The 24,589-nt window shown below is 44.0% G+C and carries 23 protein-coding genes and 1 riboswitch; of the genes, 8 read left to right on the plus strand and 15 right to left on the minus strand.

Going from position 1 to position 24,589, the window contains the following annotated elements:
* Positions 1 to 266 precede the first annotated feature (266 nt).
* Both ACOJQI_RS20435 and ACOJQI_RS20440 read left to right on the plus strand, forming a co-directional pair.
* A complete protein-coding gene (locus tag ACOJQI_RS20435; protein ID WP_421381559.1) occupies positions 267 to 1,496 on the plus strand; it encodes a TcaA 3rd/4th domain-containing protein in 1,230 nt (409 codons plus the stop codon).
* Between the two features lie 787 nt (positions 1,497 to 2,283).
* On the plus strand, positions 2,284 to 3,063 hold the full coding sequence (locus ACOJQI_RS20440; RefSeq protein ID WP_421381561.1) for a hypothetical protein: 780 nt from the start codon (positions 2,284 to 2,286) through the stop codon (positions 3,061 to 3,063).
* A 136-nt stretch (positions 3,064 to 3,199) separates the two neighbouring features.
* Positions 3,200 to 3,284, plus strand: a riboswitch (cyclic di-GMP riboswitch).
* A 504-nt stretch (positions 3,285 to 3,788) separates the two neighbouring features.
* On the opposite strand, the gene ACOJQI_RS20445 is transcribed toward ACOJQI_RS20440, so the two are convergent.
* The 9 genes from ACOJQI_RS20445 to ACOJQI_RS20485 all read right to left on the minus strand — a co-directional run bounded on the left by ACOJQI_RS20445 (position 3,789) and on the right by ACOJQI_RS20485 (position 13,049).
* Positions 3,789 to 4,319, minus strand: a complete 531-nt coding sequence (locus tag ACOJQI_RS20445) for a chromate transporter (protein ID WP_421381563.1) — start codon at positions 4,317 to 4,319, stop codon at positions 3,789 to 3,791.
* Positions 4,316 to 4,879 (minus strand): chromate transporter, encoded by a 564-nt coding sequence (locus ACOJQI_RS20450; RefSeq protein ID WP_421381565.1) that lies wholly within the window; start codon positions 4,877 to 4,879, stop codon positions 4,316 to 4,318. The genes ACOJQI_RS20445 and ACOJQI_RS20450 overlap by 4 nt, the downstream gene beginning before the upstream one ends.
* A 129-nt stretch (positions 4,880 to 5,008) precedes the next feature.
* Complete coding sequence (locus tag ACOJQI_RS20455; RefSeq protein WP_421385526.1) at positions 5,009 to 6,613, minus strand: gamma-glutamyltransferase family protein; 1,605 nt, start codon at positions 6,611 to 6,613, stop codon at positions 5,009 to 5,011.
* Between the two features lie 8 nt (positions 6,614 to 6,621).
* Entirely contained in the window at positions 6,622 to 7,617 is a 996-nt protein-coding gene (locus ACOJQI_RS20460; RefSeq protein WP_421381567.1) for an ABC transporter ATP-binding protein, read from the minus strand.
* Positions 7,586 to 8,590, minus strand: coding sequence for an ABC transporter ATP-binding protein (locus ACOJQI_RS20465; RefSeq protein ID WP_421381569.1), 1,005 nt, complete (start codon positions 8,588 to 8,590; stop codon positions 7,586 to 7,588). Before ACOJQI_RS20465 ends, ACOJQI_RS20460 begins: the two co-directional genes overlap by 32 nt.
* 7 nt (positions 8,591 to 8,597) lie before the next feature.
* Complete coding sequence (locus ACOJQI_RS20470) at positions 8,598 to 10,136, minus strand: glutathione ABC transporter substrate-binding protein (protein ID WP_421381571.1); 1,539 nt, start codon at positions 10,134 to 10,136, stop codon at positions 8,598 to 8,600.
* A 30-nt stretch (positions 10,137 to 10,166) separates the two neighbouring features.
* Positions 10,167 to 11,069 (minus strand): ABC transporter permease, encoded by a 903-nt coding sequence (locus ACOJQI_RS20475; RefSeq protein ID WP_421381573.1) that lies wholly within the window; start codon positions 11,067 to 11,069, stop codon positions 10,167 to 10,169.
* Between the two features lie 26 nt (positions 11,070 to 11,095).
* Positions 11,096 to 12,037 (minus strand): nickel ABC transporter permease, encoded by a 942-nt coding sequence (gene nikB, locus ACOJQI_RS20480; protein WP_421381575.1) that lies wholly within the window; start codon positions 12,035 to 12,037, stop codon positions 11,096 to 11,098.
* A 562-nt stretch (positions 12,038 to 12,599) separates the two neighbouring features.
* Entirely contained in the window at positions 12,600 to 13,049 is a 450-nt protein-coding gene (locus tag ACOJQI_RS20485) for an Lrp/AsnC family transcriptional regulator (RefSeq protein ID WP_421381577.1), read from the minus strand.
* 237 nt (positions 13,050 to 13,286) lie between these two features.
* Between ACOJQI_RS20485 and ACOJQI_RS20490 the strand changes: the two genes are divergently transcribed.
* Positions 13,287 to 14,003 (plus strand): hypothetical protein, encoded by a 717-nt coding sequence (locus tag ACOJQI_RS20490; protein ID WP_421381579.1) that lies wholly within the window; start codon positions 13,287 to 13,289, stop codon positions 14,001 to 14,003.
* A 54-nt stretch (positions 14,004 to 14,057) separates the two neighbouring features.
* On the opposite strand, the gene ACOJQI_RS20495 is transcribed toward ACOJQI_RS20490, so the two are convergent.
* The 5 genes from ACOJQI_RS20495 to ACOJQI_RS20515 all read right to left on the minus strand — a co-directional run bounded on the left by ACOJQI_RS20495 (position 14,058) and on the right by ACOJQI_RS20515 (position 17,834).
* Positions 14,058 to 14,255, minus strand: coding sequence for a hypothetical protein (locus tag ACOJQI_RS20495; protein ID WP_421381581.1), 198 nt, complete (start codon positions 14,253 to 14,255; stop codon positions 14,058 to 14,060).
* Between the two features lie 122 nt (positions 14,256 to 14,377).
* Positions 14,378 to 15,571, minus strand: coding sequence for a M20 family metallopeptidase (locus ACOJQI_RS20500; protein ID WP_421385527.1), 1,194 nt, complete (start codon positions 15,569 to 15,571; stop codon positions 14,378 to 14,380).
* Between the two features lie 93 nt (positions 15,572 to 15,664).
* Positions 15,665 to 16,399 (minus strand): amino acid ABC transporter ATP-binding protein, encoded by a 735-nt coding sequence (locus tag ACOJQI_RS20505; protein ID WP_421381583.1) that lies wholly within the window; start codon positions 16,397 to 16,399, stop codon positions 15,665 to 15,667.
* Positions 16,392 to 17,051 carry an amino acid ABC transporter permease gene (locus ACOJQI_RS20510; RefSeq protein WP_421381585.1) on the minus strand — a complete coding sequence of 220 codons (660 nt, stop codon included), beginning with the start codon at positions 17,049 to 17,051 and terminating at the stop codon, positions 16,392 to 16,394. The genes ACOJQI_RS20505 and ACOJQI_RS20510 overlap by 8 nt, the downstream gene beginning before the upstream one ends.
* Positions 17,052 to 17,075: 24 nt before the next feature.
* Positions 17,076 to 17,834 carry a transporter substrate-binding domain-containing protein gene (locus ACOJQI_RS20515; protein ID WP_421381587.1) on the minus strand — a complete coding sequence of 253 codons (759 nt, stop codon included), beginning with the start codon at positions 17,832 to 17,834 and terminating at the stop codon, positions 17,076 to 17,078.
* Positions 17,835 to 18,054: 220 nt separating this feature from the next.
* Here ACOJQI_RS20515 and ACOJQI_RS20520 point away from each other — a divergent pair, with 220 nt between their 5' ends.
* The 5 genes from ACOJQI_RS20520 (at position 18,055) to ACOJQI_RS20540 (ending at position 23,598) form a co-directional block, all read left to right on the plus strand.
* Positions 18,055 to 19,146: a glycoside hydrolase domain-containing protein gene (locus tag ACOJQI_RS20520; RefSeq protein WP_421381589.1), complete on the plus strand. Its 1,092-nt coding sequence runs from the start codon at positions 18,055 to 18,057 to the stop codon at positions 19,144 to 19,146.
* Between the two features lie 190 nt (positions 19,147 to 19,336).
* Positions 19,337 to 20,167: a DegV family protein gene (locus ACOJQI_RS20525; RefSeq protein WP_421381591.1), complete on the plus strand. Its 831-nt coding sequence runs from the start codon at positions 19,337 to 19,339 to the stop codon at positions 20,165 to 20,167.
* 201 nt (positions 20,168 to 20,368) lie between these two features.
* Positions 20,369 to 21,313, plus strand: a complete 945-nt coding sequence (locus tag ACOJQI_RS20530) for a glycoside hydrolase family 16 protein (protein WP_421381593.1) — start codon at positions 20,369 to 20,371, stop codon at positions 21,311 to 21,313.
* A gap of 9 nt (positions 21,314 to 21,322) precedes the next feature.
* Entirely contained in the window at positions 21,323 to 22,669 is a 1,347-nt protein-coding gene (locus tag ACOJQI_RS20535; protein ID WP_421381595.1) for a glycosyltransferase family 2 protein, read from the plus strand.
* The gene (locus ACOJQI_RS20540) at positions 22,666 to 23,598 is read left to right on the plus strand and encodes a polysaccharide deacetylase family protein (RefSeq protein WP_421381597.1); all 933 of its coding nucleotides are present in this window, start codon (positions 22,666 to 22,668) and stop codon (positions 23,596 to 23,598) included. Before ACOJQI_RS20535 ends, ACOJQI_RS20540 begins: the two co-directional genes overlap by 4 nt.
* A gap of 57 nt (positions 23,599 to 23,655) precedes the next feature.
* On the opposite strand, the gene ACOJQI_RS20545 is transcribed toward ACOJQI_RS20540, so the two are convergent.
* Entirely contained in the window at positions 23,656 to 24,588 is a 933-nt protein-coding gene (locus ACOJQI_RS20545; RefSeq protein WP_421381599.1) for a type II secretion system F family protein, read from the minus strand.
* Between the last annotated feature and the right edge of the window lies 1 nt (position 24,589).

Genomic DNA, 24,589 nt, shown 5'->3' on the forward strand with positions numbered 1-24,589 from the left:
GATGTCCGGACTGCAGTCCGCCTCCCATAGAGGATAATAAAGCATTCTGCAGGCAGTGCGGGGAGGCGGTACCCCAAGGTGAAAAGGATTGTCGAGCATGTAAAGAGGCAGCAGACCAGATTGCTTATTGCAAAAACTGTGGAGTAGCAGTGGCACCTGATCAACCCCTCTGTGTTCATTGCAAGCAGCCGGCGCCTTTACCAGGTCCTTTTGTTCATACTCCCCACTCCACTCCTAAGCGAAAGAAAAGCAAGTGGCTTATAGTATTGGCCGTTTTAGCAGTATTGCTGACAGGCGGAGGTGTTTACGGGTATTACTATGTGGACGATGCTTCCTCGCCTTCCCATACTTCCGGATCTTTTATTGAGGCTGTTCAAAATCAGGATGCCGCTGGAGCGGCCGCTATGCTTAGGGAAGAAAGACCCGGGCTGAACGAAGGGAAAGTGAGGGAGTTGTTAACCGATCTGCACTCCCAACCGAAAGTAATGGAGAAAGCACTGAAGAATATGAAGCAGCAGGAAACGGCCCTTGCCACCGGAAAGCCTGTTTCCAATCCATTCTTATTTGAACTGAAAAAAGCACCAGAGAAAAAATGGAAGCTGATCGACCAATACACCATTGAACTTCTGCCAGTTTCGTTCACCTTGGAAACGGATATGGATGCGCAAGTATTTATCAATGGTCAGGAAATCCCTCCTTCAGGAACCGAACTAAGGAATTCATCAGATGAACTTCCAGGTGAATTCAAGATAAAAGCAATTAAAAAAGGAGACTACGGAACCTTTGAAGTAACGGAAGAATTAATGATCTGGGAAACAAGCAAGGAGCCAATTCCCCTCTATTTTGAGGAAGAATATGTCACTGTCACATCAAATGCAAAAGGGGCGGAGGTTTTCCTTAACGGCAAGCTGTATGGAGAAATCGGTGATTCGGATATAAAAATCGGTCCGGTCGCAGAAGGGGAAACCGTAACAATAAGCGGAAAATACAGCTATCCTTGGGGCTATGTATTGACTGAAGATATTCAGGTCGGCAGTTCTGAAAGCATTGACTTAACTTTCCCTCTCAACACCACTGCAATCCGGGCGCAGGTAATGGAAGATGTCGTGAGTTACAACACTTCTTATATCGAATCCATTACCTACGTCAATTCTTCACTGCTGAAGAACGTAAAAGGGAAACAACTTCAGGAAATGCAAAAGACCATCAGGAACTTGCAGCAGCGGAGCATCACTTATGGAGGACGCTTGGATGATATGGTATTTGACGGTTCCTCCTTTTCCATTGAAGAAAGAAATGGCACTTATATCGCAAGCATCAATGTAGAGGAGCGATATACGAGCAGCTGGAATGATCCATCTGACTCTTCTGCCGCCACCTTCATACCAAAGAAATATTACTTCACTTATTATTGTGAATATGACACTTCGTCAAACGAGTGGTATGTGGTTGATTCCAAAGAACATAAAAGCTTGAATATAAAAGAGCCAATTTAGAAAATAGGTCCAAGTGGGAGTCTGTACAGATTTCCACTTGGATCACTATTCTAATATCCATATTGGTCCCTAATTTCTCTTTTTCTAGTTTATATTCCTTGAACCTTCTTTATTGGACTCTACTTTCTCTTTCTCTAACTTATCTTCCTTGAACCTTCTTTATTGGACTCTACTTTCTCTTTTTCTAGTTTTTCTTCCTTGAAACCTAATTAGAGCCATTAACCGGACAAAGCCAAACCCACTTGCCCAGCACGAATAAGACACTAAAAAAGAGCCGGGGGCAAATTACCGACTCTTCACGCATCAGGTGGACACTGCTCCTATGATATTCTTATTCTCAGATTCTTTGTCAAAACAGTAAGAAATATCAGCATCCTGCTCGATAATTAGAATGAAGATCCTCCATTCTCTCACTAATTCACCTTATTAAGTCTTCCTACTGATCAACTCCAGCTTGGCTTGGTGATATTGTATTTTTCCGCTGAGCTTTCGACTGATTCCCTGGTCCAGACAACTATTTAAGAGAGCCTGATAATAATACGTTCTTAATGTGTGCCATTTTAAAAGCAGCTTCCTTCCTACTGACATATTAAGTGCCTCCTGACTTCTCCTTTTCCATTTTTAGTATAGAAAAGACTGGCTATAAAAGTGTGTTGTTTTCTGTAATCTTTTTTGACTTTTTCTGTCTAAGGAGTACTAATTGCCAATAAACCAATTATTAGTAATGGTTCAAGCCTTTCGTCACATAGGGTAAAGAAGAATAGAAACAACTGGAGGAGAGGCTGAAGTGAGAGTAGTGAGGTTACTAACAATTATGATGACTTCCCTTATCATGTTAACCGGCTGCAGCATGCCTACATGGATTCAAGATCAATTCGTCGATCCTGAAGAAGTTTTAGAAAAAGCAGCGTCCAAAATGGCAGAGATCCAAACCATGCGTTCTACCGGAAGTACAGCAATTGAAGGGGAAATTCTGGGGAAGTCCTATTCGTATGAGTTTACAAATGAAGGCCATACCCGATTGGAGAACGGAGTAATAGTAGAAGCGTTAGTAGAAACAAGCATATCAGGTAACGGGATACAGCCTGTAACCGAAACAATCTATTTTAGCCCGACAGAATACGGGATCTTTGACCAATCGACACAACAATGGTCAGTGACAAACTTTCACCCGCAAGACCAGGTCCTTATCGATATGTTCATGTCTTCTTTAGACCCATCAAATTCTATTAATCAATATTACAATTCAAAAATCGAAAAGAAACTTAAGGCAGCCGGAAAAGAAGAAGTAAACGGCATTAATTGTATTGTTATTAAAGCAAAGGTGAACGCAGATGACATGATGAATGAATTGTCACCTGTCCTGAAATCCGTCGCTGGTTCTGCAGGCTCCCTTGCTTCCAGCCTGTCAGGCGTAATGGTGAAAAATATGGACATCACCTATTGGGTCGGCGACGAGGACAGCTTAATCCACCGGATCGATATCAACTTGCCAACCCCTCTCGGCAATTACACTACCACTACGACGCTTTACGATCATAATGCACCATTCACACTGTCTCAATAAGGATTCAAAGCCTAAAATGCTGTAAAACCTATGCCAGCTTTCATCAAAAAAGTTACCAGAAGGGAATATAAGGCAAAAAACCATAACAATATACTCATTTATTTCTTTCAGAATATATAAGAAAATAAAATTAAATCGTACGAAATGGCAAAATCATTGAAAAATGACGACGCAAAGCTAAAGGGGCTAAAATCATCTGATCATGCCAGCCAGCTGCCGAATACATCCTCCGTACGGTTAAGACTTAATGCTGGAGGTTATGGACATGAAATTAATGCATCGATTCTTTGTGGGGTACTATGCAATACTCCTTCAAGATTGTCTTGATGAGGAATTAAAAGGAGATTTATCTCGGAAATTAAAATATCATGAATCAAAAATAAGCACCTGATTGAGGGTGCTTTTTCTTTTTCTTATGAATCACGGTCCAGCAAAAAATCCCCAGCACCATAAGGGAAGAAATTTCCCTTATAGAAGAAATGTCGAGATAAATAGGTCTAATAAGGGAAAAACCTTCCGCTATTCACTTAAAAAACATGAAAATTGGCTTACTGAGCATAATTAACGGTAAATACTTCCCTTATTTACCTCTCCACAGCTAAATTCTCCAATTTAACGGAAAAATTCTCCCTTATTTTATGTACTATTCCCTTAGTCACTGTCTCAATAAATGGCATATTAAAAAAGCAGTCCTCTTTGGACTGCTTTTTCTCTTCTCAATATCACTAAGCCAAAAACACAGCCCCATAAACCAATGCCCCGCCAATCACATAAACCGGATGGATCTTCAGTTTCTCCAGCAGGACAAAAGCTGCGGTGGCGATAAGAATGGTCTGGATCCAGCCGATTCCTTCATAGGAGTTGGAGATGAATCCCCACGTCATGACGCCGAGCAGAACCGCGATGGTCGGTTTTACAAGGTTGGTCATTTTCTTGACTCTCGGTGAGCTTTTGAATTTCATCAGCAAGCTTAGTAAAACAACCATCAAAATTAAAGATGGTGCGACAGTCGCAAATACACCGACGACGCTTCCCAGGATACCGCCCTGCTCATAGCCGATATAGCCGGCCATTTTGGTCGCAATCGGGCCTGGAAGTCCGTTTGCCAATGCAATCATCTCACTGAACTCATTGACACTCATCCAGCCAAAACGGTCGACGACTTCATGTTCCACCAGCGGAATCGAAGCCGGACCGCCTCCATAACCCAGGATGCCCGGGATGAAAAAGGCTAAAAAGATTTCCCAATAGATCATGAGGCTTTCACCTCTCTTTCAGGTACCATTTTCTTTTTACCAAGCAAGGCGTAAGCGAGCAGGCCGCCGATTACGATTGCCGGATGGATGCCCAATATTTCTATGATAATCAAGCTTCCGATCAGGATCCCGATGGTCACGGACCAGCCAAGGGCCCCTTTGGACTTTTTGATAAAATCCCAAGTGAGCACGCCCAGCATGACACCGACGACAGGGACGACGGCATTGGCCATTCCCTGCACCCATGCCTTGTCTTTATAAGCATTCAGGACATTGAGGAGCAAGATCATCAGGATGATGGTCGGAATGATGGTCGCAAGTACCGCGTTGACCATTCCGAGGAAGCCTCCGACTCTCCACCCGATATAGCCGGCCATCTTTGTCGCAATCGGGCCGGGCATGGCATTTCCAAGTGCAAGAACATCCGAAAAATCATCATCGTCCATCCATTTGTATTTTTCCACGACTTCTTTATGAACCAGGGGAATGGATGACGGCCCGCCGCCATACCCTAACATTCCCACCCGGAAAAAAGCTAAAAATAATTGAAGCTGCTTCAAGGTTCTATCACCCTCTTGTTGTTGGATATGCTCCTTCCAATAAAGCCTCAAAAGAGCACGACATCAAGCATTGAAGAAGGCAGGTTTAGTATGCCCAACTTTCTACTGCCTGATGTCCGGACATGATTCTTACCAGGCCGCTATGGCTCCGTCTGTTCTCGACTCTGTTCCTCCCATGAGTACTCCTGTTTTCTCGTCTCTCCAAATGATCTGGCCTCTGCCAAACATTCCCTCGTCTGTTGCGGTTTGGATTTCATGTCCTTTTCTTGCTAAAGCTTGCGCGATATGTGTCGGGAAGTTCGGTTCCACGAGAACTTTCTTCCCTTCAATCCACTGCCATCTTGGCGCATCAAGAGCTGACTGCGGGTTTAAATGAAAATCGATGGTGTTGCTGATCACCTGGAAATGGCCCTGCGGCTGCATGTATCCGCCCATGACTCCGAACGGTCCTACAGCTTTGTTATCCTTCGTCAGGAATCCAGGAATGATGGTATGGTATGTTTTCTTGCCAGGCTTCAAGGCATTTGGATGCTCCGGATTTAAAGAAAAATCATGTCCGCGGTTCTGCAGGCCGATGCCTGTTCCCGGGATGACGACACCGGAGCCAAAGCCCATGTAATTACTTTGAATATATGAGATCATATTGCCTTCGTCATCAGCTGCCGCCAGATATACAGTACCCCCTTTTGGGATGTCGTAAGCTTCCGGCGTGATGGCTTCGTCGCCTATAAGCTCACGGCGGGCGGATGCGTAACGATCGGATAAAAGCTCATCTACCGGTAATGGCATATGGTCTTGCTGGGTGATGAACGCTTTTCCGTCTGTGAAGGCCAGCTTCATTGATTCGATATGTTTGTGGTATGTATCGACTGCGTCTTTTTCCTGATATTTGAAGCCTTTCGCGATATTCAATGCCATTAACGCGACCAATCCCTGGCCATTCGGCGGGATTTCCCAAACATCATAACCGCGGTAATCGGTTTTGATCGGGTCCACCCATTCGGCACGGTAGTCCTTCAGGTCTTCTGTTGATAAAAACCCGCCATGCTGTTCCATAAATGAGCCGATTTTTTCAGCGAGTTCGCCTCTGTAAAAGCTCTCACTGTTCGTTTCAGCAATGGATCTCAGTGTGGAAGCATGACCTGGTGAGGACCAGACTTCTCCGATCTGTGGTGCTCTTCCATCTGGAGCGAATGTTTCGAACCAGGCTTTGAACTCGTCACCGGTTAAAATTTCTTTGAATTTTTTATAAGCAAGTGACCAATACTTACCGAGAATAGGTGTGAGCGGATAGCCTTCTTCCGCCAAACGGATGGCCGGTGCCAGTGATTCTTTTAAGGAAAGCTTTCCGAATTTCTCAGACAACTCTGCCCATGCTGATGGGACACCCGGAACCGTTACCGGAATGACGCCATGTACCGGCATTTTTTCATGGCCCTGCTCCTTCACTTTCTCGATTGAAATCGATTTTGGTGACGGTCCGCTGGCATTCAAACCGTACAGCTTATCCTTCACCCAGACAAGGGCGAAAGCGTCACCGCCGATTCCGTTCGAAGTAGGTTCGACAACCGTCAGTGCGGCAGCAGTCGCAATCGCGGCATCAATGGCATTGCCACCCTTCTGTAGAATCTCAAGCCCTGCCTGTGCCGCCAGGGGCTGGGATGTAGCGACCATCCCTTTTTTTGAAAAGACCGTATTTCGCTGAGAGGAATACGGGTGGTATAAAAAATCCATGTTCTCCATTAATTCACAACCTCCTGTTCAACATGATGACAAGCTACAAAATGATCTTTTTCGATTTCCCTCCATTCCGGTTTTGCCTGTTTGCAAAGATCTGTCGCAAGCGGACAGCGGGTATGGAACGGACAGCCAGAAGGGGGATTTGCCGGGTTGGGGATCTCCCCAGTCAGGCGGATGCGGTCTTTCCTTGCTCCGACTTTCGGACGCGGAATCGAAGAAAGCAATGCTTTTGTATAAGGATGAAGCGGGTTCGCATAAAGACGTTCTGATGAAGCGAGTTCAAATGTGTTCCCCAGGTACATGACCAGTACACGGTCACAGAAGTAGCGGACAACCCCGAGGTCATGCGAGATGAACAGGTATGTCAGACCGTATTTTTCCTGCAGATTTTTCATCAGCTTCAACACTTGCGCTTGTACGGATACATCCAAAGCCGAAACGGCCTCATCACATATGATAACAGAAGGATTCAAGGCAATCGCGCGGGCAATCCCGATCCGCTGGCGCTGCCCGCCGCTGAACTCATGCGGATAGCGGTCGAAATGCTCTTCTTTAAGACCAACTTCTTTTAAAAGATCGTACACTTTCTGCCTGCGTTCGCTGCTGGAAAGGTTGGTATGCATGACAAACACTTCTTCAAGTGCATTCCCGATCCGCTGCCTTGGATTCAAGCTGGCATAAGGATCCTGGAAGATCATCTGCATTTCTTTTGTCAGTTCTTTTCGCTTGCTGCCGCTTAATCCTTGTATTTCATTGTCCTTATAAAAAACCTTCCCATTCGTAATATCTTCGAGGCCGAGAATGGTGCGGCCCAGTGTTGACTTCCCGCAACCGGATTCACCTACGACTCCGATGCTTTCTCCTTCGTAAACCTCCAAGCTTACATCCTCGACAGCTTTTACATGTCCCTGGACACGTTTCAGAAAACCTCCTTTAATAGGAAAGTATTTTTGAACACTGTTTAGTTTAAGTAGCGATTTTTTCTCGAGCACTTCCATCCTCCTGCACCTCCTGAAGCCAGCATTTTACGCAGTGTGTTGAATTTACATCATAATCTTTCGGCGATTCCGTCTTACAGCATTCCATTGCGAAAGGACAGCGCGGATGAAAACGGCATCCTGAGATTTTTTCATTTAAGTTTGGCAGCGATCCCGGGATTGCTTCCAGTTCAAAGGATGGGTCATCGACATCAGGCACGGAGCGGAGAAGGCCTTGTGTGTACGGATGCTGAGGGCTGTTAAAGATGCTCTCGACATCGCCTTCTTCGACTTTTTCACCCGCATACATGACCATCACTTTGTCGGCTACTTCAGCCACAACACCCATATCATGAGTGACCATAATGACGCCCATGTTCAGGTCGTCTTTGAGATCTTGGATCAAGTCGAGGATCTGCGCCTGGATCGTTACGTCCAATGCAGTCGTCGGTTCATCGGCAATCAATAATTGCGGACGGCATGCCAGTGCGATGGCAATCATGACACGCTGCCTCATCCCGCCGCTAAGCTCATGGGAGTATTGGTTCATCCGTTTTTCTGGATATGGAATTCCGACCTGTTTTAACAGCTCAATTCCTTGTTTATGCGCTTCTCGTTTTGACACCTTTTTATGAAGCATCAATGGTTCCCTTAATTGATAGCCGATGGTTAACACGGGATTCAAGGCTGTCATCGGTTCCTGGAAGATCATTGAAATTTCTTTTCCGCGGACTCTTCTCAATTCTTCTTTTGACAGCTTCGTCAAATCGCGTCCGTCGAAATCGATGGATCCATCTTTGATGTAACCGTTGCTTGGAAGCAGTCCCATCACCGAAAGGGACGTGATGCTCTTCCCGCATCCTGATTCCCCTACGATACAGAGGGTTTCGCCTTTATCCACTGAAAAAGAGATGCCCCGGACAGCTGATAGTTCCCCATCAGCCGTACGGAATGCAGTATTTAAGTTTGATACAGATAGTAATTCGTTAGACATTGTATCCCTACTCTCTAGAAACGTTGTATAGTGACCATTGTCCTGTCGGGTCTACTTGGAGTCCTTTAACGGATTTATCATATGCTGCTGTAACGACACCGTGGTGCATGATGACAGCTGTAGCATCGTCTACAAGAATTTTGTTTGCCGCGTCAAGCTTTTCCTGACGTACTTCCTGGTCAACATTTTGTCTTGATTCATCAACCAGCTTATCGAATTCAGGATTTGAATATCTCATACGGTTGGAAGATCCGATATTGTCAGTGTGGAAGTTAGGGTATAGAAGTTCGCTTCCATCAGCTGTTGAGTTGGACCAGCCCATGAATGTGATGTCAAAGTTTCCTTCTTTTGTTGTATCAAGGAATGTACCCCACTCCATCGTTTCGATTTCTACGTTGAAGCCAGCTTCTGTCAATTGTGATTGAGCGATTTCCGCCATCATCATGTATGCTTCTGTGTTGGCAGCAAGGATCGTAAGCTTTTTGTCTCCATAACCATTCTTTTCAACAAGTTCTTTTGCTTTTTCAAGGTCATGGCTGTAACCTGCTTCGTTTGCAGATTCATCAAAACCGAAAACCTTAGGGCCGATGACGCTGTTTCCTTGTACTCCAAGACCGTTCAATTTGTTGACATAAGCTTCACGGTCAAGCGCATACGCTGCAGCCTGTCGGAATTCAAGATCTTTCATTGGCTCTCTTTCCATATTGAAGCCCATGTAGTACATTGGCGTTCCTTCATTTTTCATGATTTCAACATTCTTCAATGATTCAACACGTTTCAGCTGTTCGGAAGGGATTCCATCAATGAATTGAACGTCTCCTGTTTGCAGCATGGAGATCGCTGTGTTCACTTCTGGTACCACTTTGAATGTTACTTTTTCAAGTTTTGGCTCTCCTTGCCAGTAATCGGCATTTTTCTCTAAAACAACTTGGTCGCCTTGTGTCCAGCTGACGAATTTGAATGGACCAGTTCCAACCGGTTCCTTCATTAGATCCTGTGATTTGTCTGCTTCAGGACTGACGATTGATGCGTTCGTGTGAGACAGCGCCGCAAGCATCGCACCGTATGGCTTTTCTGTTTTGATTTCAACTGTGTACTCATCAACGACATTCACTTCAGAAATCGGCTCTAATAATGAAGCACGCGGTGCAGCTGTTTCAGGATCACGGAACTTATCAAATGTGTATTTTACCGCTTCTGCATTGAAAGGAGTTCCATCTGTAAATTGGATATCTTCCTTCAGTTTGATCACCCAAGTGTTTTCATCAGGTGTTTCATAGGATTCTGCCAATTTCGGCTCGACTTCCATCGTATCTGGATTTCTAGTGAAAAGAGTTTCATAGACTTGCTCGATGATGCGGGAAGAAACAGAATCGTTTGTTCCGATCGGTGAAAGCCCGACAGCATCAGATGTAGATGCATAGGTTAATTCCTGAGGAGCATTCCCTGAGCTTGCGCTTCCTTCACTTGAACTGCCTGCGTTACTGGAACATCCTGCCGCAAAAGCAAGCATGGATACTAATAGTACTGCCAACCACTTTTTCATTGAGCTTTCCCCCTATTTTTTATAAAAAAATTATTGATTCAAATCCATATTTGGATCGAGTGCATCCCTTAATCCATCTCCTACTACATTAAAAGCAAATACGATCAGCATGATGGCAATTCCCGGAACGATCGTCATATGAGGAGACGTCCACATGAAGTTCTGTCCCTGGGCGATCATCGCTCCCCACTCCGGTGTCGGCGGCTGAGCGCCCAACCCAAGGAAGCTTAGAGCTGATGTTGAAAGAATCGCTGTTGCCATTCTCATCGTGGCAAAAACAATGATCGGTGCCATACAGTTTGGCAGGATGTGCTTCACCAGGATTCTAAAATCACTTGCTCCCAGCGAGCGCATCGCCTGGATATACTCCTGTTTCTTGACGGTAAGGACCGACCCGCGGACAATCCTTGCACAAGACGGGATTGACCAGATACTGATGGCAATTGCGACATTCACAAGGCTGGTTCCCAGGATGGCAATGATCAGCATCGCCAGCAGGATGCCCGGAAAGGCAAACAATAAATCTACCAATCTCATGATGATGCCATCGAGTCTGCGATAGTAACCTGATATCAGCCCCAGGGCGACTCCCCCGGCCAATCCAAGAGTTACGGCCAGCAATCCGACTGATAAGGAAATTCTTGCTCCATATACAATCCGGCTCCAAATGTCCCTTCCATAGTTATCGGTTCCAAGCCAATGTCCCTCTGAGAAGGCTGGCAATTCGGAAGCTGTCAGGTTTTGCTCCAATGGATCATGTGTGGCAATCACTGGTGCAGCAATCGCGAGGACCAGCTGCAGAGCGATGATCACCAGGCCGATGACAGCCAGTTTGTTTTTAATCAAACGTTTGAATGTTGTAACCAGAAACTTTTCTTTCTTGGGCTTCGATTCCGGCTGGATTTCTTCATTTAATACTGCTTCAGCTGACAAGATGAGTTCCTCCTCTCCTAAACGGCTTAATCGTAGCTGATTCTTGGATCAATAAAGACGTAAACAATATCGACGATCAGGTTGACCAAAACGAATAACGTTGCGACCAGGAGCACTGAGCCCTGTACCATCGGGAAGTCCCTTGCCGCGATGGCGTCGATCATCAGTCTGCCTACTCCGTTGATGGCGAAAACCTGTTCCGTGATGATGGTTCCTCCTAAAAGGAAACCGAAGTTCAAACCTATAACGGTGATGACCGGGATCATCGAGTTTTTCAAAGCGTGGATCCAGATGACTGTTTTTTCTTTCACACCTTTGGATCTCGCTGTCCTTATGTAGTCGGCCCTGATGACTTCGAGCATGGATGAACGGCTCATCCTGGCGATCATCGCTGCCGATCCGGTACCGAGTGTAATCGCCGGGAGGATCAGCTGTTTCATTCCTTCTACTGTCCAGAATGGAGCGCTTAAGCCTCCGACCGGTAAAATCTGCAGGTTAACTGCGAATATGAGAATCAGGATGGTTCCAAGCCAGAAGTTCGGGATGGAGATTCCCCCTAAAGCAAACACGGTGGAGGTGACATCCAGCCAGGAGTTTTGCTTCAAAGCTGAAATGATTCCGGCGATGACCCCGATGACCACTGCGACAATCATACTTGCAATCGCAAGGTTAAGTGTATTCGGGAATCGGATGGCAATCGCTTCTGCGACTGATTGTTTCGTTTGATATGAATAACCGAAATCCCCTTGTACGATATTTTTTAAGTAATCCCAATATTGGACAAGGAACGGATCATTCAACCCGAGGCTGTCACGAATGGCGGCGATGTCGGAATCACTTGCTGTCGGTCCGCCAATGATGGTGGCCGGATCGCCTGGTGCCAGGTGCATACTGCCGAAGACCAGGAACGAAATTCCGAATAATAATAAGATTAGTTGAATAATTCTGCGTCCAATGAGTGCTATCAATAAGTTCCCCTCCCTCTTTCTTATGAAAGCGTTTCATTATTTAATTAGCCGCTTTCTGATGTTAGATTCCGTTTGTTAGTTTAAAATTTGTTTTAGGTTTACAAACGGAACTTTTTAAATGTTAGTGACGATTATAAATGATTATTCAGAATATTTCTAGTGTTTTTGCAAAAAAGTTTAATTTATTTATAAAGAACTAGTTTGGAGGGTAGGTTTTGAGTATAAAGGTCTATTTATTTGGAAGTAGTTGGGTGGGTTTAGAGAGTACTCTTTTTATAAAAATTGTTGCTTATTGGATGAGTTTATTGATTTCCGCTCCAGGTATACGACTCCGCGGGGCGGGCGTTGAGCCTCCTCGGCTGCGCCTGCGGGGTCTCACCTGTCCCGCTAGTCCCGCAGGAGGTCGTATACCTTACGCTTCAATCAACCTCAAAAAAAACAGCAAAAACAAGTGAAAAGCAGCAAATTCTTAGAACACAACATTAGAAAAAAAGACTTAGACAGGTTGCTTACCAACCTGTCTAAGTCTTTTTGAGAATCACTTCCGTTACGGAAGCAAATATTATAATTTCAAACCATTTCGGCTTTTAAAACGCCGTAATAAAATATGGCTCTCCACTCTGGTGATCCCTTCTAGGGCATATAATTCATTGTTGACGAAGTTTTCCAAAGCGGAAAAGTCGTCGACCAGTACGTGCATATGCAGTGTGCTCGGTCCTGTCATCTGGTAGCAACTGGCCACGGTAGGAAGGTCGACCAGTTTCTCGGCAACTTCAACGAGAAAAGCAGGTTCGCAGTCCACTTCGAAGAAAGCGGAAACTTTCTTGCCTACCTTCTCGGAGTTGATGACCACACTGAAACGTTCGATTACGCCGCCTTCGATCAGCTGGTTCACCCGTTCCCGGACGGATACACGCGACAAACCAAGCTCTTTCCCGATATCCACATAGGAAGTCCTTCCGTTCTCCGTCAGGATCTGCAATATTTTACGATCCGTATCATCTATCTTCATGATAAAATGCACCACATTTCCGATTTAATCATATTCCCTATTATACTAATGTTCTTTAGTTTGTGAAGAGGCTGCCATTCTCTTTTTTGGGATCAGCATTTTTAAATTTCATGAAATTAGTATTCACAAGCTAAATATATAAAAAGTAATACAAGTAACTTTTTTGTAATATTTTTGAAACATTACTTTTCCCTTTGTCGTCTAATTTATAAACAATCGATTTTAAGGGGGAACAGAATGATGCAAAAGAAATTACCACTCATTGTCTTTTTTACTGTTTTATTATTGGCGGTCGGAGCATTTCATTACCAAGGAACTAAAAGTACGGTTACAGCAACGGAAGGTTCCAGTATGACAGAGGTTCAAACCCAGAAAGAAAATGCTGAGCAGAAAAAATCAATTGACGATAAAGGGGAAGTAACAGCATCTGAAACTGATGAAACCAGTACTTTGGAAAGTGAGAACAGTGAAGCACCCGTAGAGGATATGGCAGACTCTTCATCTGCTGATACTGTTTCTGAGGTACCCACACAAACAAACGATAATACTTCTGCCAACGAGCCTGAATCTTTTGAGAAGGTGGTTATTAAGTTTGGGGATACCGAATATGTGGATATCACTGATATGGAAAAGTTCAAAGAAATGGGAGCATTTGCCCAGAAACATGGTGCACGCCTTTTCGCTGTAGAGAATACTGATTGTTTTGCGATTATTAAGGATAACGACCCAATATTGATGTTTTCAGTAGGATCTGTCAGTGCGGGGATTGAAGACATCACTGTATTAAAAGATTACTTCGTCTTTAACAACTTTTCACAGGGAACCGGCATCGCTGGCAACATCGACATAGCAGCAGAAACAGGAGCAAAAGTACATGTGGAATTTCCTGATTTGGCGGGCTACTCCATCATCAAGAAAGATAACACAATTCTGATTAGCTGGGGCAGCGAATAAGAAAAAGCACACGAAAAACCGGTACCTAATATCACTCGGTACCGGTTTTCTTTGTTATAAGGGTTTATTCGGCTCATAAGTCGGCTGCTGGTGCTGGGCCTGGTATTGCTGACTTTTCGCAACAGCTCTCTGCACATCTTCATCAAGAGAGAACTCTGTGTCCAGTCCCTTGAACTGCCCTGCGTTGTTTTGGGCTTTTACAACCGCCTGCTGTTCAAGTTCAGTTTTTCGATTTGTGCTCTTTTCTGCCATACTGAATCCCTCCTTGGTATCTTGTATGTGCTTAGAGTTTCCAACAAGGAGAGGATTATTCTGAATAAAGATATAATGCAAAAAAGCCCCTCACAACTACTGTTAAGGGGCTTTGATATCGATTATTCAACAAATTCCGGGAGTGACTGTCCACGCTGCAGGGCAAATTCCGCTTTTATTTCCTGGAGGAGTTCTTTATTTGAGAGAACCTCCATCCCTGTCAGTGCCATAGCTTTCGCCCCAAGGATCATGGCCTCCCTCGCCTGTTCCGTCATGGCCGCTTCACGGAACTCATGGGTATGGCAGGCATAGGCTTCCTCCGTGATTTTGATATACGGATGGATGGACGGCACAACCTGGCTGACGTTTCCCATATCAAGGGAGCCGCTGCCGTCACGCTGTTCCTGGATTTCGCCGCTGTCTATCCCAAGTGAAATCAGTTCCTTGGTAAAGGCTTCTGATAATCCTGTGTTGGTGATCATGTCGTCATAAGAGAATTCATAGAAAGAGTGTTTCATGGCGGCTCCTGTCTGCAGGGCAGCTCCCTCCGCACACTTCTTCACTTTTTCTGTCAGTTCATTGACATACGCACGGGAGGTTCCGCGTACATAAAACTGGGCAACAGCATAGTCGGGCGTGACATTCGCCGCCTTTCCGCCTTCGGTGATGATTCCATGAATGCGTGCGCTCGGCAGGATATGCTGGCGGAGTGCATTGATGCTGTTGAACGTTTGGATGACGGCATCCAGCGCATTGATGCCGTCTTGAGGACTGGCGGCAGCATGAGTCGATTTGCCGAAAAACTCAAACTGAATGGCATCCATTGCGAGGGATGAACCACTTTTTACATAGCTGTTGAGCGGATGGACCATCAATGCTATATCCAATTCGTTGAAAATACCGGCGTCTGCCATCGTCACTTTTCCGCCTCGGGTTTCTTCTGCCGGGGTTCCGTAAACAATCACCTTTCCGCCGGTTTCTGAGAGGACCCTGCTCAAGCCGATCCCGGCAGCGATCCCCATGGTGCCGATCAGGTTATGCCCGCATGCGTGCCCTACTTCCGGCAGAGCGTCATACTCAGCCATGAAGCCGATGACCGGACCTTCCTTTCCACTGTCATAAACCGCTCTGAAAGCAGTCGGTAAATTGCAGGTTCCCATTTCAACGGTGAATCTGTAATCTTCTAGGGTTTTAGAAAGTACTTTGCTTGCCTTGAACTCCTCATGGCCAAGTTCCGGATTCTCTCCAATATAGACACTGATTTCATCAAATACAGTCTTCAACTGATCGATCTCATCAACTATTTGCTGCTTCAATGCATTCATGATTTTCAACCTCATTTTATAAAGATTCGAGTGCACTTCACCACTTTAAAGCAGCGGGGGACTGTCCCCCACTGCTTTAGAGGGTTAAAGGACTTTTTGCAGGAATTCTTTGGCGCGTTCGCTGCTTGGGTTATGGAAGAATTCTTCTGGGTGGACGTCTTCCATTAATACACCGCCGTCCAGGAACAGGATTCTGTCTGCGACTTCTTTGGCGAAGCCCATTTCGTGTGTGACGATGGCCATGGTCATGCCTGTGTGTGCCAGTGATTTCACAACGTCCAATACCTCCTTGATCATTTCCGGATCCAGCGCGGATGTCGGCTCGTCGAACAGCATGACATCCGGTGACATTGCCAGGGCTCGCGCGATTGCGACCCGCTGCTTCTGGCCGCCAGACAATCTGTTCGGATAGTCATTTGCTTTTTCAGAAAGACCCACCGATTTCAGAAGCTTCAATGCAATCTCTTCTGCCGCTGCCTCTGATTCCCCTTTTACCACAACCGGCGCATATGTGACATTCTCCAGCACGGTTTTATGAGGGAATAGATTGAAGTGCTGAAACACCATTCCGACATTCTGACGCACTTTCAGAATATCCGTTTTAGGGTCTGTAATCTCTTCCGAATCAATCCAGACCTCACCGCTTGTCGGGGTCTCCAGGAGGTTCAAGCATCTTAACAGCGTGGACTTCCCTGAACCGGACGGGCCGATGATCGCCACAACTTCCCCTTTATTGATCGTGGTCGAAATCCCTTTCAAAACCTCCAGCTTTCCGTACTTCTTGTGAAGGTCATTTATTTTAATATAATCGTTACTCACTTCGGCGCAGCCTCCTCTCAAGTTTTCTTCCGAGCAGCGTCAAACACATGACGAGCACATAGTAAATGACACCCGCGAAGATCAGCGGTTCAAATGCTGTATACGTGTTTGCACTGACGATTTGCGATCTTCTCATAATATCTAAAAATCCGATTGTTGAAACAATCGCTGATTCTTTTGTCAACGTAATATATTCATTCATTAATGCAGGAAGGATATTTTTTAATGCTTGAGGGAGAATGATATCTTTCATCATCGGGCGGTATGGAATTGCCAGCGCCTCAGCCGCTTCCTTTTGTCCTTTGTCCACAGCCTGGATTCCGGCACGGATGATTTCAGAAATATATGCACCTGAGTTCAATCCGAAAGCGAGCATCCCTGCCAAAAACGGCGGAATGTCATAGCCAGTCAGCTGCGGTGTAGCAAAATAAATCAGCATCAGCTGTAAAATTAACGGTGTTCCCCTGAAAATGGATGTATATGCATCCGCCAGCCACTTTAATACTTTAATTCTGCCTATCTTGAATAATGATAAAATCGTTCCGATGATAAAACCTACGATTCCTGACACCAAAACGAAAAGTAACGTCACCCATATTCCGTTTAGTATAAAAGGAATAGAAGGCACGATCCGGAGGAAATCCAAATCCATGCCTGCACCTCATTTCTTAAAGTTTTATTCTTCTTCCAGCCATTTCTCTTCTAGTTTTTTCAGCTCGCCGTTTTCTTTCATTTCTTCGATGACTTCACTGAATTCCTCTACTTTGTCGCTGCCTTTAGGGAACGCGATAGCCATACCCGGTGAAGCGGAACTCTCATCATCAAAGCCTTTTAGATCCACCTCTTTGATATATCCTTCAGCTACCGTTTTATCAAGGTAGATGGCATCGATACGCTTGGCTTTCAATTCCTGGATCAACGCCGGAAGTTTATCCAAAGCCTTCACTTCAATATCCATTGTCTTTGCCAGCTTTTGAGCAGCTGTATCCTGGATTGTACCAAGCTGCACACCGATTTTGCTGCCCTCTAAATCATCCATGCTCTCAATCTCTGATTCTGGCAAAGTGATGAACATTTCCCCGGAACGATGATATTCAACAGAGAAATCAACATTTTCTTTACGCTCATCTGTTGCAGACATGCCGGATGCTACAAAGTCGACTGTGTCAGCCTGAAGCGCACCGATCAGTCCGTCAAAGTTCATATCCTTGATTTCCAGCTCGTACCCTAACTCATTCGTTATGTACTTCGCAAGATCAATATCGAAACCGACAATCTCTCCGCTGTTATCGTGTGTTTCAAATGGAGGAAAGTCCGCCGATGTTCCCATCACAATCTTCTCTTTCCCTTCCCCGCTCGTTTCCTCTGAAGTACCGCATGCCGCCAACGAACCTGCCACTACTACCGCCATCAAACCTGCAAAAAGCTTTTTCATATCGAATGTCCCCCTAAAAGTTTAATTAATATTTATTCAATAAAATGTATTTTAACACATTAGTATAAATATGCAATGCTTTTTATAAAAATTATATTTTAATAGCTTAACAATGTATATTTATGTGTTCCCCTGCTTTTTATTCTTTGGACTGCGGCAATGCGTTGCACCAATGCCTCCGCCCACACGCCCGCCTTCATCAGGCATATGCTGTAGAAGAATGATGAAAGGTGTGAATGTAGAAGTGTGGCAGAATAAGTATGTTGGTGTACTATTGGCAGCCGTCCTCTTGCTGCTCTCATTATTCTCCGGTCTTTATATTTATAAGGTCGGACTGCAAGAAGGAAAAGAAGCGTCCACTTCAGCACAGCCTATGGATGGAACAAACAATATTCAAAATCAAATAGATAACAATGGCAGCAAATCAGCCAAGAATACCGTTGAGAATCAGATAGAAAATAATGCAGGAAAAGACGTAAAAAACAACATTACCAACAACATCACCAATAACGTAGAAGTGAACGTGCAGGGTGACGGGGATGTGGTGAATAATATCAGCAACAACATCAGCAATGGGGTCACCAATGGAAATGGAGGAAACGGTTCAGGCAATGGCAACGGTAGTAACGGAGGAGATAACGGAAACGACAATGGAGGATCAGGCTCCGAATTAGCCTGGGGAATCGACACTGCCAGCGCTGTAACGGAAGAATTGAATATGTGTGTACGGGAAAACTTCGGCGATCCCGCTGTTGTCGGCAGGTATCTCGGCGGCAAAGAAGGAGTTTCTGCAGGGTTAACCCAGGCAGAAGCAGAGCTCATCAAGTCCAATAATGACGAGATTCTCCTGATTCACAACCGATTTGATGATGCTACAGGTTCTGATAAAGGCGTGGAAGAAGCTGAAGAAGCGATTCAACTTGCAGAGGAAATCGGTGCCCCGAAAGGAACGGCTCTCTTTGCGGATATCGAACCCACTTATCCGGTTGACGCTGCTTTTATAAGAGGCTGGTATGACACAGTATCTTCTTCCTCTTATGAACCGGGAATTTACGGCATTTTTGATGGCGATCGTGCATTGACCGCTGCCTTCAATGAAGCCGTCAGCCAGAACAATGCGATCGTGGAAAACACCTACCTTTGGACGGCATCACCGAATGTCGGCATTACGACCAAGGAGAATGCCCCGGAGTATAATCCGCAGGCGCCGGATGGGTCGAAAATCATAGGCTGGCAGTACGGCATTGGGGCCCAGGCATGCAACATTGATACGAATCTATTTAACAATGAGTTTGTGGATGTGCTTTGGTGATTTAATTAAAACGGCCTGGGGGACCAGGCCGTTTATACATATATGTGTGACAGTCACCACCCGGTATTTGTCGAATCTGTTTTGCAAGCAACTATTCATCCAGATCAAGAAACATTTTGTGAAACAAGATTTGTCTAGTGGTGACTGTCACATGGTAAAATAGCCTCATAGATACAGTAGGAATATAAAGATGATACATATTGTTACAGACAGTTCTGCCGATATACCAAAAGAGGTAGTAGAAAAATATAATATCCACATCGTTCCTTTATCAGTCCGGATTGGAGACAAGGAATACAAAGAAGGCATTGATTTAACACCTCAGGAATTCTATGAAAAGATGTTCTCTGCTGATGAACTTCCCAAGACCTCACAGCCTTCTCCTTCAAACTTCGCAGACTTATTTTCCCGATTGGATAAAGAGGGAGACGAAATTATTTGCTTCACGATCTCTTCCCATCTCAGCGGCACCTATCAATCTGCCTGTCTGGGAAGAGAAACTTCCAATGCCAATGTGGAGGTGTTTGATACACTCGGAGGTTCACTGGGACACGGGTTTCAAGTTTTAAGAGCTGCGGAACTCGTACAGCAAGGCCATAACCGCGAGCAGATTCTCGGGGAACTTCAGGAAATGAGAAAAAAGATGAATATCCTGATACTCCTGGACACTCTTGAAAATGTAGTAAAAGGCGGAAGACTCAGCAAGTTCCAGGGGTCGATTGCCAAAGTCCTTAATATTAAAATCATACTGGAAGGCATTGAAGGAAAGATTGAGCTAAAAGAGAAGGTGCGTGGAAACAAGAGATTCTTTAAGAAGGCGTTGCAGATCGTTGGTGAACGCAAGGAAGACTTTTCCGACACCACCATCGGAATCACCCATACCGGCAACCATGATGATGTTGAGTATTTAAAGAATGAGATTCAGGAAAGGTTCAAGCCTAAGGACATTGTCGTTAATTATATGGGAGCGACGATGGGGACTTATGCCGGGAAAGGCGGGACGATTATTTCGTTTGTATAAATAATAAACATTTATAATACGGCCTGTAATTTTTGCCCCCTTCTCCTAACTTGGACGAAGGGCTTTTTCAATTATCTTTTTTAAACCAATAACTGAAACCAAAACCTAACCATTTACGCATGGTAAAAACAGGTTATATTCTTAAATATTTACTTATGCTAATTTCTCTGCTAGAATAAAATTGTTCTATATAATGAACAAATGTGGCTATTTTTTTGGGTTCTTAGTTCATTATATAATAATACTTTGTTCTTAATAATAAATATAGGAGGGGTTACTATTCGCTATTTTATTGGTTTCATCACATTATCGTTAATCTTGTCCGGCTGCAGCATACAAAAAAGTCCAGCAGTAGAAGACTCAATAACGAACATTTCAGCACAGGTACCCAGCATAGAGGTTAAAACGGTAGAAAAAGATAACACTATGGTTTCTTCTGAGATCCTTTCCAACCCTCAAGATGAATGGTCACTTGTTTGGAGTGACGAATTTGAAGAACCAGAGAAACTTGAGGAATTATGGAAATTGCAGGATTGGCCTTCTTTTAAAAACAATGAGCTTCAGTATTACTCTCCAAATAACGTTGAAGTCCAAAACGGAAACATGGTGCTTACGACCAAAAGAGAAAGGTTCAAAGGGAGGCATTATACTTCCGGAGCAGTAACAACTGAAGATACCCTTGAGTTCACTTATGGAAAAATTGACATAAGGGCGAAAATCCCTAAAGGACAAGGGATGTTTCCAGCGTTTTGGCTGGTCAATTCAAATGGCGGAACCTGGCTTCCTGAGATTGATATGATGGAGAATATTGGCCAAAAGCCAAATGAACTTTTTTATGTAGTCCATTGGGAGAATGAAGAGCAAGGTAAAATGAAGGATCATTATCAGCATATAAGTGAAGACACTGACTTCTCAGCTGACTATCACAATTATGGGCTTGTGTGGGAAAAAGATAAAATCACCTGGACTTTAGACGGTAAAGAAATCTTTGAGACAGAAGAGTTTTCACCTGATACTCCCCTGTATCTGTATTTGAATACTGCTGTCGGCGGCAATTGGCCTGGATACCCTGACCCAAACGATTCCTTTCCAAAAGAAATGCTTATTGATTATGTGAGGGTCTATCAAAAAACAAACGGGGAGTGATAAGGACAAATGGCTTACCTTTACTTTGCACTGATTGTTTTTTTGACATTTGTGGCTTTTCAAACACTGTATATTCTCATTCCAATCTTCAAAGATGAGCGAAGGAAAAAGGTTTTGAGTCTGCAGGAACACAGCTTTTCAGTTATTGTCCCGGCCTATAACGAAGCTGTCGTCATTGAAAACTGTATCCAGGGATTCATACAAACCAGCAGCAAAAATGCTGAGATGGTCATAGTTAACGACGGGTCAACAGACAATACCCTGGACAAGTTGAAAAAACTATTGAAGCTGCAGCCTTATGCCAAACCTTTTGACCAGCCCCTTCGTCATAAGGAGCTTTTGAATGTATACCGCTCAGAGTCAGCCAAGAATATTTTTGTCATTGACAAGCTAAACGGCGGGAAAGCCGATGCTTTAAATGCCGGCATTAATTTTGCCAGCAATGCGATTGTCGTTACCCTTGATGCTGATAGTGTATTGCACGCCAATTCGTTATCTGAAATGAACGATGCCTTTAAAGAGAAAAATGTCATTGCCTGTGGTGGAAATGTCATGATTGCCCAGGCTTTCCAAGGGGATTTTGAGAATTTACAGCCCCATTTTAAGATGAAAGGGATTCTTAGATACCAGTTCCTTCAATATCTGACAGACTTTTATTTATACAAACGGGCTCAAGCCTCACTTGGAGCCTTGTCTGTGATATCAGGGGCGTTCGGGGCTTTTAAAAAGGAAATTCTCCTTAAGGTAAACGGATTCAGGACCACTGTTGGTGAGGATATGGATATCACTCTCAAGCTGCATAGATATATCGAAGAGAACGGCCGGAGAGATAAGATCACATTTGTTCCCTCTGCTATTTGTTTTACTGAAGCTCCCGATACTATAAGAGACTTATTCAAACAAAGAGTAAGATGGCAAAAAGCGTTTATTGACTGCCTGGTCCATTACCGAATGTGCTATTTTCATAAGTTTTCAAAGAGATTTTCCATCTTTTTTCTTGTGGATCAATTTCTCATTGGCACACTTAATGGCTTCCCTGTCATCGCGGCACCGTTCCTTCTCTTAATCAATCAAAATCATTATTTAATCATGCTAATGCTTCTTACAACAGCTTTCTTCCTTTTTACGTATCAAAGACTTACAACCCTCTACATCAGTTATCTGCACACTATAACATTCTCGAAAACAGATCTAGCACGCATCGTATTATTCCTTCCATTCGAGATATTCATCTTTAGAGTGTTAAACCTTACTTTCGTTCTGTACGGAACGGTTACTTATTTATATAAACCCCACTCCTGGAACAAGTTTGAGCGTACAGGAGCACTTGAAATAAAAGGAGTGAAGCGTGCATGAGACATATGTACGTTAAGATCATTTTTGCATTTGGATTCCTTTCACTTCTCAGCACGATTTTCATCGGTTTTGGAGTCGTCCTAAGCAAATACGACATCTTGGCAGATGAACACCATGGCCCGTTCCCTGTAAATGAAGGGTTTGATCTATGTGAGCGGCCTGGAAATTCAAGAACCTTTGAAACAGACAATAATGAAGCCACAAGCATCCCAATACTGCTGTACCACCGCATTATAAAAGAGCAAGACCTGTCACAAAAACACTATATCGACGGCGAAATCAATCCGATTATTGTCACCACAGAAAATTTCAAAAAACAGATGACCTACCTGAAAGAAAATGGCTTCGTCACTCTGACACTGGATGAATTGTACGCTTTCTTAACAGAAGGCAAAGCAATACCGGAAAACAGTGTGGTCATAACCTTTGACGACGGATATAAGGACAATTACATTGAAGCATACCCAATATTAAAAAAGTATAACTTTTATGCTGCCAACTTCCTTGTGACTGGTTCCATCAGAAAAAATGTTCATCATTACGACCCAAGCAAAGTACAATATCTCAGTCTGGAAGAGCTGAAAGCCTCTTGCGGCGTGTTCGAGTTTGGAAGCCACACCTATACCTTCCACCAAAAAGAAACAAAAGGCGGGAAGGAAAGGGCTTTTTTAACCTCCAAATCTAAAAAAGAAGTCCAGAAAGATCTGCAAACCAGCTTCCACCAGCTTGGCGATAATGACTTTCTTGCATATCCATACGGCGAATACACACCAGAAACCATAGAAATACTCGAACAGCTGGGCACGAAAATGGCCTTTACTCTCGAAGAACGAAACGCAAGTCCAATCGATCACATTTATGAAATACCAAGATTTCCGATTAGTTATTCTCTTTCATTTGAGGAGTTTAAGGATTATGTGAATCAATAAAAGAAGACAATAAAAAACTCCAAGCTGATTTGCTTGGAGTTTTTTGTCCTCTTATTTTTAACCCGTAAGACCCCCAGTTAATATCTTGACTACTAATGGACCCAATACGACAATAAAGAGGGAAGGGAATATAAAGAATACCATTGGAAACAGCATCTTTACCGGAGCCTTCATAGCTTGCTCCCTGGCTGCTTCCCTCCGCTGCTCTCTTATCCGAACAGTTACATTTCTAATGACTTTTACCATTCCCACACCTAATGAATCGGCCTGGATCATGGTAGTCATGACACTTTGCAACGAGTCGGAAGGCACCCTCATACGCATATCGTAGAAGGCTTCCCTCCTTGTTTTCCCCCTTTTCATATCTTCTAATACTATTCGAAATTCCTCGGAAAGGGGACCTTTCTTCTTCTGGCATACTGTCGATATTGCGCCATCAAGTCCCATCCCCGCCTCTATGAGTAAGTTCACCATATCAAAAAAATCTGGCATTTCTTTGTTAATTTCAGCAATTCGCTGTGTTCTCCTTTTACCTAATATAAACATTGGAATCCTTAAGCCAAGAAAACCAACCGCAAAAGCCATCAGCCAAACCATTTTAATATTTTCAACCATCGGTGTGAGCAAAAGCATCACCGCAAAACCGCTGCCAAAACTGATCAAAAGCTGTATTAAACGAAACTCTATTGCAGAGAGCTTTGATGAAAGTCCTGCATCCCTAAGCAAAAGGTCTAATTTTTTCTGTTGAGATTTTGAAGTTCTTTTATTAACCTGTACAATACCTTTCATCCAGTATTGCTGAAACACTCCAAAACTTCTCGCTTTTTTTGCTTTTCCTTCCCCGTCTACTACCGTATTCTGAACTTTACTATTAAAGTAGGCATTAAAACGTTTTTCTGTAGCGATTTTTTGTGTGTTGATCGTTAATATTATTGCTGCAAAAAGGAGCATAAAACAAAATGTAGCTGAAAGGAGAAATATAATAGACATT

This window comes from Bacillus salacetis, assembly GCF_049177075.1.
GTDB lineage: Bacteria > Bacillota > Bacilli > Bacillales > Bacillaceae_B > Rossellomorea > Rossellomorea salacetis_A.

What these genes read in the sequence shown, in the direction of transcription:
- ACOJQI_RS20445 (WP_421381563.1), bottom strand. Translation starts at nt 4,319, where the DNA reads ATGATCTATTGGGAAATCTTTTTAGCCTTTTTCATCCCGGGCATCCTG.
- ACOJQI_RS20455 (WP_421385526.1), bottom strand. Translation starts at nt 6,613, where the DNA reads ATGGATTTTTTATACCACCCGTATTCCTCTCAGCGAAATACGGTCTTT.
- ACOJQI_RS20460 (WP_421381567.1), bottom strand. Translation starts at nt 7,617, where the DNA reads ATGGAAGTGCTCGAGAAAAAATCGCTACTTAAACTAAACAGTGTTCAA.
- ACOJQI_RS20465 (WP_421381569.1), bottom strand. Translation starts at nt 8,590, where the DNA reads ATGTCTAACGAATTACTATCTGTATCAAACTTAAATACTGCATTCCGT.
- ACOJQI_RS20470 (WP_421381571.1), bottom strand. Translation starts at nt 10,136, where the DNA reads ATGAAAAAGTGGTTGGCAGTACTATTAGTATCCATGCTTGCTTTTGCG.
- ACOJQI_RS20485 (WP_421381577.1), bottom strand. Translation starts at nt 13,049, where the DNA reads ATGAAGATAGATGATACGGATCGTAAAATATTGCAGATCCTGACGGAG.
- ACOJQI_RS20490 (WP_421381579.1), top strand. Translation starts at nt 13,287, where the DNA reads ATGATGCAAAAGAAATTACCACTCATTGTCTTTTTTACTGTTTTATTA.
- ACOJQI_RS20495 (WP_421381581.1), bottom strand. Translation starts at nt 14,255, where the DNA reads ATGGCAGAAAAGAGCACAAATCGAAAAACTGAACTTGAACAGCAGGCG.
- ACOJQI_RS20510 (WP_421381585.1), bottom strand. Translation starts at nt 17,051, where the DNA reads ATGGATTTGGATTTCCTCCGGATCGTGCCTTCTATTCCTTTTATACTA.
- ACOJQI_RS20515 (WP_421381587.1), bottom strand. Translation starts at nt 17,834, where the DNA reads ATGAAAAAGCTTTTTGCAGGTTTGATGGCGGTAGTAGTGGCAGGTTCG.
- ACOJQI_RS20520 (WP_421381589.1), top strand. Translation starts at nt 18,055, where the DNA reads ATGATGAAAGGTGTGAATGTAGAAGTGTGGCAGAATAAGTATGTTGGT.
- ACOJQI_RS20525 (WP_421381591.1), top strand. Translation starts at nt 19,337, where the DNA reads ATGATACATATTGTTACAGACAGTTCTGCCGATATACCAAAAGAGGTA.
- ACOJQI_RS20530 (WP_421381593.1), top strand. Translation starts at nt 20,369, where the DNA reads ATGTGGCTATTTTTTTGGGTTCTTAGTTCATTATATAATAATACTTTG.
- ACOJQI_RS20535 (WP_421381595.1), top strand. Translation starts at nt 21,323, where the DNA reads ATGGCTTACCTTTACTTTGCACTGATTGTTTTTTTGACATTTGTGGCT.
- ACOJQI_RS20540 (WP_421381597.1), top strand. Translation starts at nt 22,666, where the DNA reads ATGAGACATATGTACGTTAAGATCATTTTTGCATTTGGATTCCTTTCA.
- ACOJQI_RS20545 (WP_421381599.1), bottom strand. Translation starts at nt 24,588, where the DNA reads ATGTCTATTATATTTCTCCTTTCAGCTACATTTTGTTTTATGCTCCTT.